The following is a 15,853-nucleotide window of genomic DNA, read 5'->3' on the forward strand; positions in this document are numbered from 1 at the left end:
AAGAATTTATTTAAGTCTGGATAGGGTACTGATGTAGTCCACACCTTTCACCTCAAGACCTTTACTCAGGCCTCCTGAAGCGATGTCATACGTCCAGATGAACTTACCAGCAGTAGCAGAAGAGATGGCGATATACGCTTTTCCAGCTTCCACAAAAACCGGAGATACCAGTACACCACGATCTAAAGGAAGGTCCAGTTTCTTTCTGGTTTTGCTGACCACATCAATCAGGTAATACTCAAAAACATCTTTACTGGTATAATCTTCAAATTCCAGCAACAGGTCTTTTCTACCCATACGGGTGATGGCTTTTCCGTTTCCTAAATCCCAAAGGCCATAATACTCACGGTTCCCATCGCTAATGGCAGACAGGTCAAAGAAATAGTCTTTGTCGAATGCCGTTTCCCCATTTTTTAGCCTGAAAATCGCACTTGGCTTGTTCGGATTTATTCCCCATCTATCGCCGGTATTGGTGATCATATACACATCATTGTTGTAGTTTACTGCGTTCGGAGTGATCGGAGCAAAAGAACCCGGATAAGTAGAGCGGGTATCGGTGCTGATGGTCACATTGTCTAATGCAGGATAAGGTGCAGAAGCGAGGTAAGCAACATCTGTTGCCGCCCAATCTGAATTGAATACGGCATAAGTCACATACATTTTATCACCTTTTAAAAAGCAGGAGCTGATATAAATAGCCTTATCTGTTGGTTGTAAAGCCTGTTTTCCAAATGTACCTGTTTTCTGGATGGTCATGTTGTCTACATTGATGATCGTATAAGTCATGATCGCATCAGGAGTGGTGGAGCTGGTTCCGCTGATCAGCAGGATATTGTCGTTTAACCAGAAGCTGTTCATCACATTTCCGGTAACCGGCATGGAGCCTACTTCTTTCGGGAGTTGGTTTTCCAGTTTGTTTTTAGTGAATTTGTTATTGGCAAGGTTATAATAAAAACCATTTTTGAACAGACGGCTCCATCCTGAGATTTCTGTGCCTTGTCCGATACTGGTTACAGATCCTGTACTCAGATTACCGGAGGTCATCAGGACCAATGAAGCTGGATTATTGATACCACCAACAATGGCAAATTTATTGGCATCAGCTGGCACATCAATAGTTGGTTCTTCCGGGTTTGAACTTTTTTTACAGGCGCTGAAGGACAATGTTGCAGTAACCGCAAGAAGGGCAAGTACACGCATTGTTTTATTGGACGTTTTCATTTTGATCTTGTTTTATGTTTGTTCTTTAATTTTTCTATTATTTGATAAAGTATCTGAACTTCAGGAAGAAGGCCCTTCCTGGTTTTTGAAGACGGAAATTATCGTAGGCCATCGTATCGAAGATGTTTCTGGATTCCAGGGAGAAATTATACTTTCCTTCTTTTACAGAATAGGTAAGGGTGGCATTGTGAACGGTTTGTCCGGGAATTCTGGACTTGCTTTCTGCAATGGCACGGTCTGGCCAGTATAAGTAAAACCAATGGGTATACTGTGTAAACCAGTTCAGCTGAATCCTGCTGCCTTTACCCAACAGGTCATTTTTTCCAATTCCAATATCTGCATTTCCGAAAAGCCAGGGTTGGTTTGGAATTCTTTCCTCTTTAGTTGCCGCAGCCGGATCTTTTTTAACCGCATTCATATAACTCGCATTTACCGTGAAGGAAAGCAGGTCTTTGTAATTGTACCTGATTTCTCCATCCAAACCGGTGATCTGGGTATTTCCGATATTTCTGTATTTGGCGAAAATATTGCTGACTTCAAGCTGGATGAAGTTTTTCGCCTTCCGGTAAAATGCAGATCCCTCTATGGCAAAATGATGGTCGTTGATTTGTTTGGAAGCATAAATTCCGAGGTTAATATTATCACTCTCTTCCGGGTTTAGTCCTGGCGTGGCAAGTATGGTATTGCCATCCCCAAAAAGTTCTTCCACTTCCGGTAAACGAAAGGCATGCTCATAAGAAGCTTTCAGCCCGGTTTCTTCGGTGATTTTGAACCGGGTAGCGACTCCGTAACCATAATAGCTCTTCGTTTTCTCTGCTTCTTCTTTTACATAGCCTGTTCCGTTATAATATTTTGCTTCGCGGATATAGGTATGCAGGCGATATTGCTTGGCAAACACGGAAGTGCTGAGTCTTTCATTGAACAGCTGATTCTGCCAGGAAAGGCCTAAAACACCTTTGTTCAGTTTATTCGGAACATCCAGCGTATTGGCCGACTGATCTGATTTCAATGTTTCTATTGCTTTTCTGCGCCCTGCGCTGAGCGCATAGTTGAGGCTGAAGGAGTTATTTGCATCCAGTACATAGGCGATATTTGCGCGGAGGATGGCGAAGTTATTGGTGTATTTCCAGATCGAGAGCTGATCCCGTTCCCCGAAATTTTTATCATAACCGATCACATTTCCTGTCCAGTCGTATCTTGATATTGCCGTATCTACCGTGGTGCTTTTCTCTTTTGCATAGGTGGCAAAGAGGCTTGCGCTTAATCCTTTAACGAAGAGGTCATTCTTTTTGTATTTTAGACTTGGCATGGCGAAATCTCCATAAGTATGAACCTTCCCAAATACTTTCTCCTGAGTAGCACCGGTTTGGATTTCCTTAAAAGAAGAGGAGTAGAGCATGCCAAGGAGCAAGACATCTGCCCAGCTTTTATCTCTGTATCCCAATTCCAGCTGCCCCATTCCGGAACGAAATCCATCGTTAAAGCGTTTGAAGTTTTTCTCTACATATTTTGATTGTGCATAGTCATAAACCTCGATCTCTTTCATCGTATAGTTATTGTCCGCATAGTTGTAAAAACCATTGGCATTGATCGTGAAACCTGTTTTAGCATCGGTATAACGACCGCTTAAAGAAGCCCTGTGGCTATTGAAAGAACCATAGCTGTAACTCATGTCCAGGTATTGTTTCACCTGCTGGTTGGTCACGATATTGACCGCACCACCTAAGGCATCTGCACCCAGTTCTACAGGTACTACACCCTTATAAATTTCTATTCTCTGGGCCAGGTTGACCGGAATGTTATTGAGCGACATAGAATTGCCAAAACTTTCCATAGGAATGCCATCAATGAAAAACTTCACTTGTTTTCCCGAGAGTCCGTTGATAGAGAAATTGAAGTCGGAGCCCAGGCCTCCGCTTTCTCTGACCCGGATCCCGGTACTTCTGCTGAGCACCTGATTCAGGTCGGCAGTAGAGTTGGCCAAAGCTTTGGTTTCTATGGCATTGACATTGAATCCTGATTCCGCTAATTTTCTTTTCTCTGTCTTTCCAACCACGTTTACCGTTTGCATCTGCTGATCATCGTTCTGCAAAATCAGGTCAAAGTTTTGCTCTTCCGCCAGGTTTTTGATCTCGATAGTTTGTTTTCTGGTCAGGTAACCGACTGCGGAAGCTTCGATAAGGTATTGGCCTGTTTTGCTGACTGACAGCTGATAACTGCCATCGGCAGCACTGACTGTTCCGGATTTTAATGTACGGATGCGAACTGAAGCGCCTTCTATGGCTTGATTTTCAGTGGATTGAATTTTGCCTCTGATGCGCAATGGAGCTGCATTTTGGGCGAGTGTAAAGAAATGGAAGGCGCATAGGAGCCCCGTCAGCAGAATTTTGTTAATTTGCATTGATTTTAATTATCAAACGTTAGATCACCCGGTTTCCGGGCCGAACCGTACTGTTACCAGCAGTGCGGTTCATTTTTGTTAAACCTGTATTATATGGATTGTATTTTCTTGTTTATTCTCATGGCAACATTTAAAGGTAAAAGGTCTTCCAGGTAACGCTGGTCGACGACAATAATTTCCGGTGATTTCCAGTCTGCCTTCAAGGCAACATAAGTGATTCCTTTTTTAAGCGTATAACTTCTCGGTTTCAGTACTTGTGAAGTACATGCACTCACAAATTTGAGTTCTATATCTTTCTTCGATTCATTTCTCAGGAGCACAACATCACAGAAGCTGATGTCTCCTGAGTATACGCCGGTATTCAATACGGCATGGACATTGCTTTTTGGCAATGCAGTCAGGATCAGTCCACCGATGTTTTTCTCCATGCCATCGGTTCCGAAGTTATGGAGGTTGACAAATGTTTTCTCCCTGCCTGGCAAAGAGAATTGATGGTAAAGAAATACCGCGGAAAAAGCAATGAAAATACTGGCGGCAATGCCGTAATGGTAAATGTTCAACTTTTTACCTGGTTTCCGCTGTTTTTTAGCGATCGTAGAACTGTGGATGGCAGACCATATGGAAGCTTCGATTTCCTGTTCTTCGGAAAGGGAGTGGCTGGCCTCAGCAATTTCTTCTTCTCCATCCTCCATCCAGGATTCAACGGCAAGTATTTCTTCGGCGTTACATAAACCCGAATGATACTTTTCTAAAAGCCCTGCTGTGATATTCTTATCGTCCATCATATACAGAGTAGATTGAAAACGAATTTACCCCTACGCCTTATTTAGATTTTTTTTAAATAAGGTGTAGGGAGCCTGATTTGTAAGATGGGGGAACCTGGTTTGGTTCTAAATCTTAGGTGCAAATAACAGGTAAGAGGACTTTGAAGAGACCGATCCTTTAATCAGGATTCCCTTTTTTAACACTTCTTTTTTAGCATCATAGCTATAGACCTGTGCCTGGTTGTCTTTTTCATTGACCACAAAATAGGCTTTGCTGCCATCGAAAAACCCGCTCGTTCCCCATATAAAATTAGGGTACTGCTGATCTTTTAGTAAAAGCTTTAATGTTTTTTTGTAGACATCGGCGATGTAATAATCGGTTTTACCGGTGGCCGGAATTGGGGTAGTTACCAGGACCACCTGTCCATTTCCTGCAGCGGTGATGCCCAATAAATGCATCCCTTTAGTTAATGAGGAGAGGTTGAAAAAGTATTCCTGGTCAAATGTATTTGCTCCTTTAGCGATCTTATAAAAAGCAGTTGGCGCTTTAGGATGATTGCCATGGTAAAAGACAGGGGAGCTGAGCAGGTATTGATCCTCATGCTCATCAATAAAAGAATCGAACAGGCCATTGACCCCGGTTCCCGGGAATGCGGTGCGGGTATCTTTAGTGATTTTGAGATGATTTAGTGCCGGATAATCTAAGACCGCGAGGTAGGAGGTATCACTGCAATGGTCAAATTCTTTTCCGAATGAGCTATAGCCAATATATAATTTGTCCTGATGAAGACTTACAGACGTCTCAAAGCGAAACTGATCTTTAGCTACCGGGAAATTCCAGGGTTCCTTTTTTAACAGCTTCATCTGCTGAGGATCAATGATGAGGTGCATGTCTTTGTCGCCCTGACCGCTGATGTACAATTGATTTGCCCCCAGGTCTACCGTATTGGAGATGAAATCAAAACCTTTTACCTGTAGTTCTCCTGCCGGAACCAACTGATCGGCTGTATAATTGTATTTACTCAGTGTTTGTGTTTTTTTATCCAGGCTAATCAGGAAACTATCTCTGATGATAACGTAGGTCCCTAAAGTATTAGAAATATCGGTGCCCTGACTGGTATTGATAACTTCAGGGGAATCAAGGGAATTCAACCAGATCATCCTGTCTTGTTCTCTGGAACCTTTTTCTCCGTTAATCAGCAAGACGTATTTGTGGGCTTCCCCGGAATTGGTGCTTCCGGAGTGCTTAGGCTGGCAGGCCATAAAGCAAATGCTGATAAAAAGGAAGGCAAGGCGTTTTATTTTCATTCGTTTTTATAGGCAGCGAGGTGCTGTCGGATGAACGAAAGTGCTTTTGTCAGTTGATTTTCTACCGTTTTTTCTGAGAGGAGCAGGGAGGAGGCAATCTGACGATTGTTCATCCCATTTTCTCTGCTTAGCCTGTAAACCAGTTTGCAGCGTTCGGGTAATTTCTCTACCAATGAAGCGATTTCTTTGGTGAGGAAATTGAATGCCACATGTTTTTCAGTCACTAAATCGGTATCCTTACAATAGCGCATCGACTCTTCAAGATTTCTTTCCTGCTGAATTTTCTCCCGAAAATAGGTAGATATTTTAAATTTTATGGACCTGACCAGGTATTTTTCAATAGAATCAGAAATGACCAGTGTTTCCCTTCGTTCCCAAATCGACCTGAACAGGTCGTGAACCATGTCTTTTGAGAGGTCCTGATCCTGGAGTTTTTGGTAGCAGAGGTAATACAGTTTTTTCCAATGGGTTTTGTAGACAAGCGCAAAAGTCTCCTCAGTAATTGCAAAGGATGCTTTCTCGGTATTTATATCTGTAATGTTTAACAATCCCCTGTGTCTATAATTCGTCCCAAAGGTAGTGTTATTTAGATTTATTCAAAATAAAAAAATACCATTGCGATCCTTATCTTTCCGGAGCACTTAACCTATAAATTATCATTGCTCCCCGTTATTTTCTCTTTCCCGAAACAACGGAAGAGGGGCAAATAGAAAGCGCAAAGAGAACTTATGGTTTTACTGCGGAGAAGTCATAAAAAAAGGCAGGCTCAAACGAGCCTGCCTTTTTTATCATCCTGATATATTTTAAAGTTCTCTGATCCAGATGTTGCGAAAACTTAATGGTTCACTTTTATCGCCATGACTTTGCAATTTAATAGGCGAAGCACCATGTGCTTGTTTATAGGAAGGTAAACCCACATATTGCGTTGGTCCTTTCAATTCAAAATTATTCTGTACCACTACACCATTGTAAATTACCGTCACTTTAGCCGGGCTTTTTAAAGAGCCATCCGTATTGAACAGGGGAGCAGTCCAGATCACATCATAGGTTTGCCATTCTCCTGGTTTTCTGGATGGATTAAACAACGGAGTGGTTTGTTTATAGATACTGCCGGCCATACCGTTGGTATAGGTTTTATTGTTGTAAGCATCCAGGATTTGTAATTCATAGCCAAGATCTCCTTTTCCGATGGAAGCCAGGAAGAGTCCGCTATTGCCACGTCCCTGTCCTTCGCCGGTAATGTTTGCCGGAACTTTCCATTCCAGATGGAGTTGGTAATTGTTAAAAGACTGTTTAGTCTCAATATTCCCTGTTTTTTTGTCGACCGTCATTTCTCCTTTGGCAACTTTCCATTTTGCAGGTTGCGACCTGTCGTCGGTCATCACCCATTGGTCCAGATTTTTACCGTCAAAAAGAATGATGGCATCTGATGGCGCGTTGCCTGTTGTTTTTGCAGGGGTAACGACTACGGGTACCGGTGTATAAAACTCTGTGTCTTCATGTTTTGCATTTTCCTGTGCACTGGCAAAGCCCGCGGTTCCAAGGAGTAAAGTTGTAGTTAGTATTGCGCTATTTAAGTTCATAGTTGATAGGTTAGCTTAATATTTAAGGCTAATATACAATTATTGATCAGGGTTTTATTTCAAAAACACTTCCATTAGGTTTTGTCGCTCATTTGTTGCAAGGTTGATTAGCTCAAAGCGTTTAGCAGAGGTAAAAGAGCCGATGTCGGTGTCGCTGTTGATGTGAATTGTGCCCAGTAGAATGACGTATTTGCAGGTGTATTTGGTCTGATTGACCAGGTCATTGATTCTTTCATCGATGGCTTCATATATCACTTCTGTTGCTTCTTTTAAAGGATGTACTGCTGCGATGATTCTTGTCTTTTCTTTTAACAGGATTTGCTCTATGGTGTTCATCTGGTAATCCATATCGTTCAGGTTGCCGGGAATGATGGCATCATTCATCAGCTTATTTAAAGCGCCTTTTGCGGCACCACAGCAATCCGTACTTTTATGTTGTCCTTATCGGTGAATCTCTCCGATAAGGCCTTCCTTTGAAATGCCAATATGCGGACCGTAGTAGACGAGAACAGCCCCTTCATCCGGAACATGACTTGCAAAAGCACCCATTCCGGTGAGTCCGGTAAAGGGGAAACCATCCAGGCCACCCATTTTAAAAGGCCCCAGGAATTCGCTTGCCCTAACCGGGTATTGAATGCTGTTGACATCATCACTGCAAATGCTGTCGGCCATCATAATCTGGGAAGGTTCCAGGTCAAGGTGTTCTTCCACAAAGTCTATCAGTCGGTTGATATTGTCGATGGTGGTAATGGCATTGGGGTAATGCGCGCGGATCAAGGCCAATTTTTCTCTTTTCTTCATAGGTCCCGGTTTCTATAAGATGATGTTATTTTTAGGTTGAAGGGCCAACCATTTTAGCCCTAATCCCTGGTAAAATTTATTTGGATTTCTGAATTTATCAAAAATTAAACCAAGTTGTTTCTGGTTTGTCAAATTGCCCTTTTCGGGGAATGCAGGAGCATTAATCCGCTATATTTGGCGAATGAAATTTACGCAGATCACCATGATAGACGATTGTGGAATTAAAGAACCAATCGTACAGAAAATATCAGAATTGTCGAAATCCCCATTGGTTATATTTAACGATACCCCAGGCTCCAAAGCGGAGATTATCCAAAGAATTGGAGATAGTGATTGCATTCTGCTAAGCTGGAAGACCAGTATTTCTGCGGAAATTCTACAGGCTTGTCCGTCTTTAAAATTTATTGGACTTTGCTGTAGCTTGTACGACGAGAAATCAGCAAATGTAGACATCGCAGCAGCGAGGGAATTAGGCATCACAGTGAAAGGCGTGAGGGATTATGGAGATGAAGGTGCTGCAGAATTTATCTTCGCTCAATTGGTGTATTTATTTCAGGGTTTAGGACAATATCAATGGAAAGCTGATGCTGCTGAATTGAAAGGTAAAAGTATCGGAATCATTGGTATGGGAACTTTGGGTGGAATGGTAGCCACCATGGCCGGGCAGTTTGGAATGAAGGTGTTTTACTATAACAGGAGCAGAAAAGCTGAGGCGGAGCAACAAGGAATCACTTACCTGCCTTTGCAGGAACTGCTCGCTACCTGTGATGTGGTGACTACCCATCTTCCTAAAAATACGGTCCTTCTCGGAGAAACCGAGTTTAGTGATAAGAAAAAGAATTCGATCCTGATCAACACTTCATTAGGATTAACTTTTGATAAGGCTGCATTCAGTAAATGGTTGTCGGACGACAAATCTTCTTATGCGATTTTTGATGCCGATGGAATGGCTCCTTTTGATAGCGAAATCGCTAAAATGGATCGCGTCATCAGCTCGGATAAATTTGCAGGTTTTACCGCTGAAGCAAAAATCAGGTTGTCTGAAAAGGTATTGGAAAACTTATTGGCTTATTAGCCTCCTGCTGACCATTTGCTGTACTTACAACAGCACATATTAGTGGATTTTAACGAGGTAAAACCGTTCTAGAACCTGACTACGGGTCTGATAGTTGAGGAATTTTGGTTTTAGCTTAGTGATGTGAAAATGGTCAAAGCTTTTCAGAATTTGAGCATGGTAAATTGTCTTCAGGACAGAAAATTCTGCTTCCGGAACATAGACAACCATGCTTTTATCACTTTTTTCTTTTTCCAGTGCTTCATAGCTATTGAAGTACCCGACCTCTCCGGGTGCATAAAAATCAAAAGCATCAGAGGAAGAGATCAGAACCTTTGCCTGTGTTCCGGGATGTTGTTCCTGCAGCCATTTCCCTGCCTTCATCCCTGCCTGGTATTCCAGAAGGGCAGGATAAAAGAATAGATAAAGAAATCCCATCAGAGAAATGGAAAGGAAAGTGCTTCTTGCCATGATGGTCTGTACAGAGGTGCCTTTAAACAATACAAAGGCGAGGATCAGAAGGAACAGTAAGCTCCCGATGCAGAGAAATGGAGAAGGAACATGAAATAGCAGTGCAACGGAAGAAAGGAGCACCGTAATGACGAGGAAAAGGACATTCTGAATTTTGAAAAATACGGCGATTCCTTTTGACTCGAGGCGGCAAAGGTAAGCTGCCGTAAGGATTGAAAACTGTGGGAAAATAAGCAGGATATAATGTGGCAGCTGGAACTTGGAAAGGGAAAAAATGAGAAAGGAAACCAAAGCACTAGCCCAGATGATAATGCCTTCCATAGGAATCTTATCCCTGTTTTTCTTTTTTACCAGTTGAGCAATGGCGGTGTAAAACAGGACCGACCAGGGCAGAAATGCCCATAAGGTGGTATGGAGAAAGAAAGAAACATCTCCCTTTCCTTTGATCGGGCCATTGTTGAAAAAACGTCCAAACTGACTGTCCCAAAAGAAAAACCGGAGTCCGGAAACCCCCTGCTGTCCGAATACTATTTTTTCAGGATGCAGGTCAAATTGTACATATAAAGCATAGAGCTCCGGACTGATAAATATTAAAATGAGGACTAAGGCGATCCACCATTTTGGTTTCCAGATTTCCTGATATTGTTTGCTGACCGCCCAGTAAATGAGGAAGCCGGTGAAAACAGGGATCAACACAAAGATGCCTTTGATCATGATCGCGCAAGCGGCAAAAAATGAACCGGCAACAATATGCCAGAAGGATTCCTGATGCGCCTTGTAATAGTGGTAAATGCTGGCGATGACAAAGGCTGTGATGTACGTTTCTGCCCTCACATCAAAACTGGAGATAATCAGGTGGAGTGCGGTGCTAAAGATCAGTACGCTGATCAATGCGGTTTTCTGATCATAAATTGCTTTTGTAAAAAGGTATAGGTACCAGCAACCCAGTAAGCCGGCAAGAAATGAAGGAAGCTTGTAGGCAAAGGCGGAAATGCCGAATACCTTATAAGATGCTGCTGCGAGCCAGAAAGTCAGGTGTGGTTTATCCAGCCAATCGGCATCATGCAGATACAGATTGATCCAATCGTTTTTTAGGACCATGGTTTTGGCAATCGCGGCATACAATGCACCATCTGGTTCCATTAAATCACCAAAAAGGGCAGTCGAGCTGGCGATAATAACGAGTATAATCAGGATTAAATACAGTTTGTTTTCTGCTATTTTCATTTTAAACGATTGAAGTCGCGCCGGTGTTTATCAATTAATAGCAAGTTAGTTTTCGAAGAATACCTCAGTTTTAAAACTGTATTAAATGATTGTTATGGATGATGGGACAGGTGTTTAGGTGGCTGCGTTTTCAGTCGGGATAATCCGTAACTTTGTTAAATAATGAACACAGCTGACCATACATTTCTACCCATAATTCCAGATCAGGAGCTGAAAGATTCTTTTTCCGTCGGATTTATGAACGAGTATAGCGTTCCTGAAACTGCACTTTGCAGCATTAGCTACCATCGGATTTTTTTAATTCTGGAAGGAAAAGGGAGTATTCAGATAGACGATCATACTTATCCCATCGCTGGTCATGAATTGTTCCTGCTTTCCAAAGGCCAGTTGTTTGCTTTTTTGCCAGGCAGCGTCGTTAACGGCTATGAGCTCAGTTTCGGAGATTGTTTTTGGGAGAGAAGCCCTGCAAGTGCGAATAATTGCAAATCAGTATTGTTTAACAATGCAGCGGCGAATCAACATTTGCCATTGCCAGGCGGAGAAAATAAGGAGCTTGTTACCTTATTTGCGATCCTCTATGCCGAGTATATTGGCGCAGCTTATATCAATAAGCTGGATGCGCTTGCTGCATATCTGAAGGTGATCATGATTAAGATTGCGAATTTGAATGCAGCCCTGGTCAGGGCATATGACAGTCATGAAAAGCAATTGTACCGGCAGTTTATGGGCTCAGTATCTGAAAAATATAAAAGTACGCATGAGGTGGCGGCGTTTGCAAAAGAACTGGGGATCTCTACCCGAAAGCTGGGTGAGGTATGCAGACGTTGCAGTCGGATGGGGCCTAAGGAGATCATTAACGGACAATTGATTGCGGAAGCGAGGCGTTACCTTCAGTTTTCCTCCAGACCGGTGAAGGACATTGCTTACGAATTGAATTTCAGCAGCCCGGATCAGTTCAGCCATTTCTTCAAAAAGCATGCTGGAAGTTCACCGAACGATTATCGGTTAAAATTCGTTAAAATTGGCATGTGATTGACGGTTTTTAGCATTCCATCAGGTCTGCTACCGACTTAATTTTGTCTTACAAATCAATTCATCATGTCTGTAAACAAAATTAAATCCATTGCGGGAATCTCTATTCCCGATTCCAGTATTGCCAGTCAGGCTACAGAACTGCTGCTGACACATGGAACAGAATTCATTTATAACCATTCCCTCAGGGTCTTTCTGTTCGCTTCGCTAAATGGGAAACGAAATCAAATCAACTATGATGCGGAATTGCTATATGTCAGCTCGGTATTTCATGACCTGGGTCTGGTTCCTCATTACAGCAGTGCCGACAAACGTTTTGAGGTAGATGGGGCCAATGCAGCAAGGGACTTTCTGAAGAGCCATGGCTTACCTGCTGCATCACAGCAATTGGTATGGGATACGATTGCCCTTCATACCACCATTGGCATCGCAGAGCATAAAGAATCTGAAGTTGCTTTGCTGTATTCCGGTGTCGGACTGGATGTGATGGGAGAGGGGTATGAACACCTGAGTGCCGAAAACAGGGAAGCGATTGTGACTGCGTTTCCAAGAAATAATTTCAAAGAAAAGATCATTCCTACCTTCTTTGATGGTTTTAAACATAAAACGGAAACTACTTTCGGCAATATCAAGGCGGATGTATGTGGTTATATGATTCCTGATTTTCAGCATAAAAACTTTTGCAATTGTATTCTACATTCTCCATGGTCTGAATAAAGTAGCGCGCTGCGGGGAGGACTGAAATCAGGCAGGCGGCAGGTGGTAATTCCTTACAAAAAAGCTGATCATTTTTGATCAGCTTTTTTATGCTGTGGAAATTTAAGCGTTTGGTTGAGGATTGTTTAGTTGATGATTTGCGCGCCCAGATTTGTTGGGGGCCCTGCTGATACGGTATTGTCAGTATACCAGGCCGTAAAGTTAAGGCTGCCAGCTGATCCATCGCCTATGGCCAGAATATCAGCATATGTTTTTCCCGGGGGAAGCGAATAGCTTTGAGGACCCGCATATGCTCCTAGGTTCGTTGAATTGCCTTCAGAATAAGTCCCGTTTTTGTAAAAAGCATAACAGCGGCCATTGCTTGCTGAAATTCCTATTCCTGCAATGTCGGCAGGACTTTTTCCGGAGGGTAATGCGTATGGTTTCGGGGCCACAAAATTTCCTAAGTTGCTGATGCTGTTGCCGACAGACATGGTTCCGTCCTTATACCATACATAAGCTTTGCCTGTTGTCGCGATCGCCATATCCACTACGTTGGTATAGCTTTTACCTGAAGGTAGGGTATAGGTCTGTACCTGGCCTTCCACTGTTGTGCGTGTATTGGAACTGGTTACTTTTCCCGAGCGGTCCCAGAAATAAGCTTTGCCCGTTGATGGTTCGAAATCCATTCCCGCCATATCGGCAAATGTTCCTGTATTGACGGTAGCCGTATAAGTTACATCTACGGTAACCGAAGCGATTCTTACGGCATTGCTGCTCAGGAGAGAAAACATGCCAAAAGTAAAGCTGGTCGGGCTTTGTAACAATGTGGCCAGACTCGGACTGGTCGCGGTATTGAAATCTCTTTGATAGAATGCCTGTAATGCACCGGTGGCTACGCTATAGGTGGTCACGAGATAGGCATTCTCGATACAGCTTTTTAAAGCCGCATATTGGGCCTGGGTTGGTGTTCCCCATGGCACAGAATTATTGCAGGAAGCGTAAGGAATCTGCACTTGCACATAGGAAGGATTGCTGCTGCTGTAAATGCTGGGCTGGATGGTGAGGTTTAATTTTACATTGGTGATTTTATCATTAGGAATGTCAGCATGATCAAATCTACACCTGTAAAGGTGGTATTGAGGACCGGGCAAGTTATAGGAGCCGATCACATAGGAAGGATCATTGCTATAGGCATAGTTTCCTGAACTGCTCATGTCCTGGAAAAAACCCTGAGGACTTGCATTGATGCGCCGGGTAATGATTTGTTCTCCGGCAGCATTGCGTTGTACCGACACAATGCTGCTTTTTGAAGCATTTAATACCTCATTACTTTCTTTTTTGATCTTATCCTTAGAACAGGAAGACAAGAGAATACCAGTCGAGAGGATAATTCCCAGCATTTTGAAATCAAATTTTCGAATCATATTAATTTAGATTATAGGGTGGTTTATTTACACTAATCTAAATACAATAATGTTCTTTATGATAAAATAAATTACATTTTATTTCGATTTATTTTTCTCTCTGATGGCTTTAAACTCTGAGCCTGTTTTCCATTTCGGAAAGCCTTTTTCTGTGCTTAAGCGGAAGCCCATGTCGAATAACAACCGGACATCTTCTACCATGCCGCTCATGTCCCATGTTTTCTCCTCAAAATTGTCTTGCGGGGAGTGGTATCTTGTTTTGATATAATCCTCAGCTTGTTTCATGCCCCATTCTTTACCATGCGTTACATTGTCTACCCCGGAACCTGTGAAGAGGGAAGGAATGCCAACTTTTGCGAAATTGAAATGGTCAGAACGGTAATATAACCCGGAAGAAGGAACCGGATCGGCAACGATAATCCGGCCTTGTTTTTTGGCGGATGAAGCGGCATAGTCTTCCAGTTCAGACTGTCCGTATCCATAAACCACAATGTCTTTGGTTTTTCCGGCAAGGCCCATCATGTCCATGTTGATGTCGGCAACTGATTTCTGAGCAGGGAACACCGGATATTTTGCATAGTATTCGGAGCCGAGCAAGCCTTGTTCCTCTCCGGTAAAGGAAATAAACAATACGGATCTCTCCGGTTTTACTTTTGCATTTTTGAATGCGCTGGCCAGTTCCAGCAATGCCGCTACTCCTGTGGCATTGTCTACTGCGCCATGGTAAACAGAATCGCCTTTGATGACCTCACCAACGCCAAAATGATCCCAGTGTGCAGAGTAGATCAATGCTTCATCTGCTCTTTTTGTTCCGGGAATCAGGGCCAGAACATTATTGGAGACCGATCTTTTGACCGTGGTTTTGATTTTCAGGGAAGTGGTCAGGCCTAAGTCCACTGGTTTAAAACCAGGCTTCAGGGCTTCTTTAAACAGGCTTTCATCCTTACCTGCCAATGCGAAAAGCTGTTTGGCAATGTCAAGACTGATCCAGCCTTCTACTGTTGCCCTCGATTTATTCTGGTCTGCTGCTTCCAGTTGTAATTTTGATTTGTTCCAACCGCTTCTTACCACAGACCAGGGATATCCTGCCGGGATATCATCATGAATGATCAGGATTCCTGTGGCTCCCTGTCTGGCAGCCTCCTCAAATTTATACGTCCAGCGACCGTAATAGGTCATGTTTTTTCCTTTGAACAGGCCGGGATCGGAAAGCCCCGGATCATTGATCATCACGACTACCGTTTTTCCTTTGACATCCAGGCCGGCATAATCATTCCAGTGGTATTCTGGTGCTACGATTCCATAACCTGCAAATACCAATGGAGAATTTGTAATGCCGACTTCTGCTGCTACATGTTTCGTTCCTGCTACAAAGCCTGTCAGGTAATCGGCGGTAACCGATCCATTTTTTCCTTTGATGATGAGCTGCGCTTCAGGGCTGGATTTAATGTCCACCATTGGTACTTCCTGGAAAAAGCTTTTACCGTTCCCCGGCTTTAGCCCTAATTTTTCAAACTCCGTTTTCAGGTAATTGATGGTTTTGGTTTCCCCGATCGTAAAAGGCTTGCGGCCTTTAAACTCGTCGGAAGCTAAAACGCGGATGTGCTGTGCGAAACTTTGTTCGTTGATGCTTTTTATGGCTCCGGAATCGGGAGCTAATGATTTCGGAGTTTTATGCTGCGCATGGGCACAGAGACTGATGGACATCAGCGCGATCGCAGAAAGAAAATATCGGGTATGTGTTAGGGGATGGGACATTTTATAGCTGAATTAAATTTCTAAAATGGGTTCTGTGGGCTAATATAAGACAATCCCCTCAGAAGTTTATTGGTATATCGGGAATATCCGATATTATCATCGGGATGTCA

At 43.0% G+C, this 15,853-nt stretch carries 12 protein-coding genes and 1 pseudogene; 3 read left to right on the plus strand and 10 right to left on the minus strand.

The window, feature by feature from the left end:
• Positions 1-6: 6 nt before the first annotated feature.
• From AAFF35_RS10385 to AAFF35_RS10415, 7 genes and pseudogenes are all read right to left on the minus strand, one after another.
• The gene (locus AAFF35_RS10385; RefSeq protein ID WP_342332390.1) at positions 7-1,221 is read right to left on the minus strand and encodes a hypothetical protein; all 1,215 of its coding nucleotides are present in this window, start codon (positions 1,219-1,221) and stop codon (positions 7-9) included.
• Between the two features lie 37 nt (positions 1,222-1,258).
• Positions 1,259-3,622, minus strand: coding sequence for a TonB-dependent receptor (locus tag AAFF35_RS10390; RefSeq protein ID WP_342332391.1), 2,364 nt, complete (start codon positions 3,620-3,622; stop codon positions 1,259-1,261).
• A gap of 89 nt (positions 3,623-3,711) precedes the next feature.
• Positions 3,712-4,407 carry a hypothetical protein gene (locus AAFF35_RS10395; RefSeq protein WP_342332392.1) on the minus strand — a complete coding sequence of 232 codons (696 nt, stop codon included), beginning with the start codon at positions 4,405-4,407 and terminating at the stop codon, positions 3,712-3,714.
• Positions 4,408-4,512: 105 nt separating this feature from the next.
• Positions 4,513-5,694, minus strand: coding sequence for a hypothetical protein (locus AAFF35_RS10400; protein ID WP_342332393.1), 1,182 nt, complete (start codon positions 5,692-5,694; stop codon positions 4,513-4,515).
• Positions 5,691-6,242, minus strand: coding sequence for a sigma-70 family RNA polymerase sigma factor (locus AAFF35_RS10405; protein ID WP_342332394.1), 552 nt, complete (start codon positions 6,240-6,242; stop codon positions 5,691-5,693). Before AAFF35_RS10405 ends, AAFF35_RS10400 begins: the two co-directional genes overlap by 4 nt.
• A gap of 255 nt (positions 6,243-6,497) precedes the next feature.
• Positions 6,498-7,277, minus strand: a complete 780-nt coding sequence (locus AAFF35_RS10410) for a DUF1080 domain-containing protein (RefSeq protein ID WP_342332395.1) — start codon at positions 7,275-7,277, stop codon at positions 6,498-6,500.
• A 54-nt stretch (positions 7,278-7,331) separates the two neighbouring features.
• Positions 7,332-8,078 (minus strand): annotated as a pseudogene (locus AAFF35_RS10415) (hypothetical protein).
• Positions 8,079-8,259: 181 nt separating this feature from the next.
• Between AAFF35_RS10415 and AAFF35_RS10420 the strand changes: the two are divergent.
• Positions 8,260-9,153, plus strand: a complete 894-nt coding sequence (locus AAFF35_RS10420; protein ID WP_342332396.1) for an NAD(P)-dependent oxidoreductase — start codon at positions 8,260-8,262, stop codon at positions 9,151-9,153.
• A 39-nt stretch (positions 9,154-9,192) separates the two neighbouring features.
• Here AAFF35_RS10420 and AAFF35_RS10425 read toward each other — a convergent pair whose 3' ends face one another.
• Positions 9,193-10,830, minus strand: a complete 1,638-nt coding sequence (locus tag AAFF35_RS10425; protein WP_342332397.1) for a glycosyltransferase family 39 protein — start codon at positions 10,828-10,830, stop codon at positions 9,193-9,195.
• Between the two features lie 162 nt (positions 10,831-10,992).
• Between AAFF35_RS10425 and AAFF35_RS10430 the strand changes: the two genes are divergently transcribed.
• A complete protein-coding gene (locus tag AAFF35_RS10430) occupies positions 10,993-11,862 on the plus strand; it encodes a helix-turn-helix transcriptional regulator (protein WP_342332398.1) in 870 nt (289 codons plus the stop codon).
• Between the two features lie 66 nt (positions 11,863-11,928).
• Entirely contained in the window at positions 11,929-12,579 is a 651-nt protein-coding gene (locus AAFF35_RS10435; protein WP_342332399.1) for an HD domain-containing protein, read from the plus strand.
• 125 nt (positions 12,580-12,704) lie between these two features.
• On the opposite strand, the gene AAFF35_RS10440 is transcribed toward AAFF35_RS10435, so the two are convergent.
• The gene (locus AAFF35_RS10440; protein WP_342332400.1) at positions 12,705-13,985 is read right to left on the minus strand and encodes a hypothetical protein; all 1,281 of its coding nucleotides are present in this window, start codon (positions 13,983-13,985) and stop codon (positions 12,705-12,707) included.
• 78 nt (positions 13,986-14,063) lie between these two features.
• A complete protein-coding gene (locus AAFF35_RS10445) occupies positions 14,064-15,743 on the minus strand; it encodes a M28 family metallopeptidase (RefSeq protein ID WP_342332401.1) in 1,680 nt (559 codons plus the stop codon).
• Positions 15,744-15,853 lie beyond the last annotated feature (110 nt).

It is taken from the genome of Pedobacter sp. FW305-3-2-15-E-R2A2 (assembly GCF_038446955.1).
GTDB lineage: Bacteria > Bacteroidota > Bacteroidia > Sphingobacteriales > Sphingobacteriaceae > Pedobacter.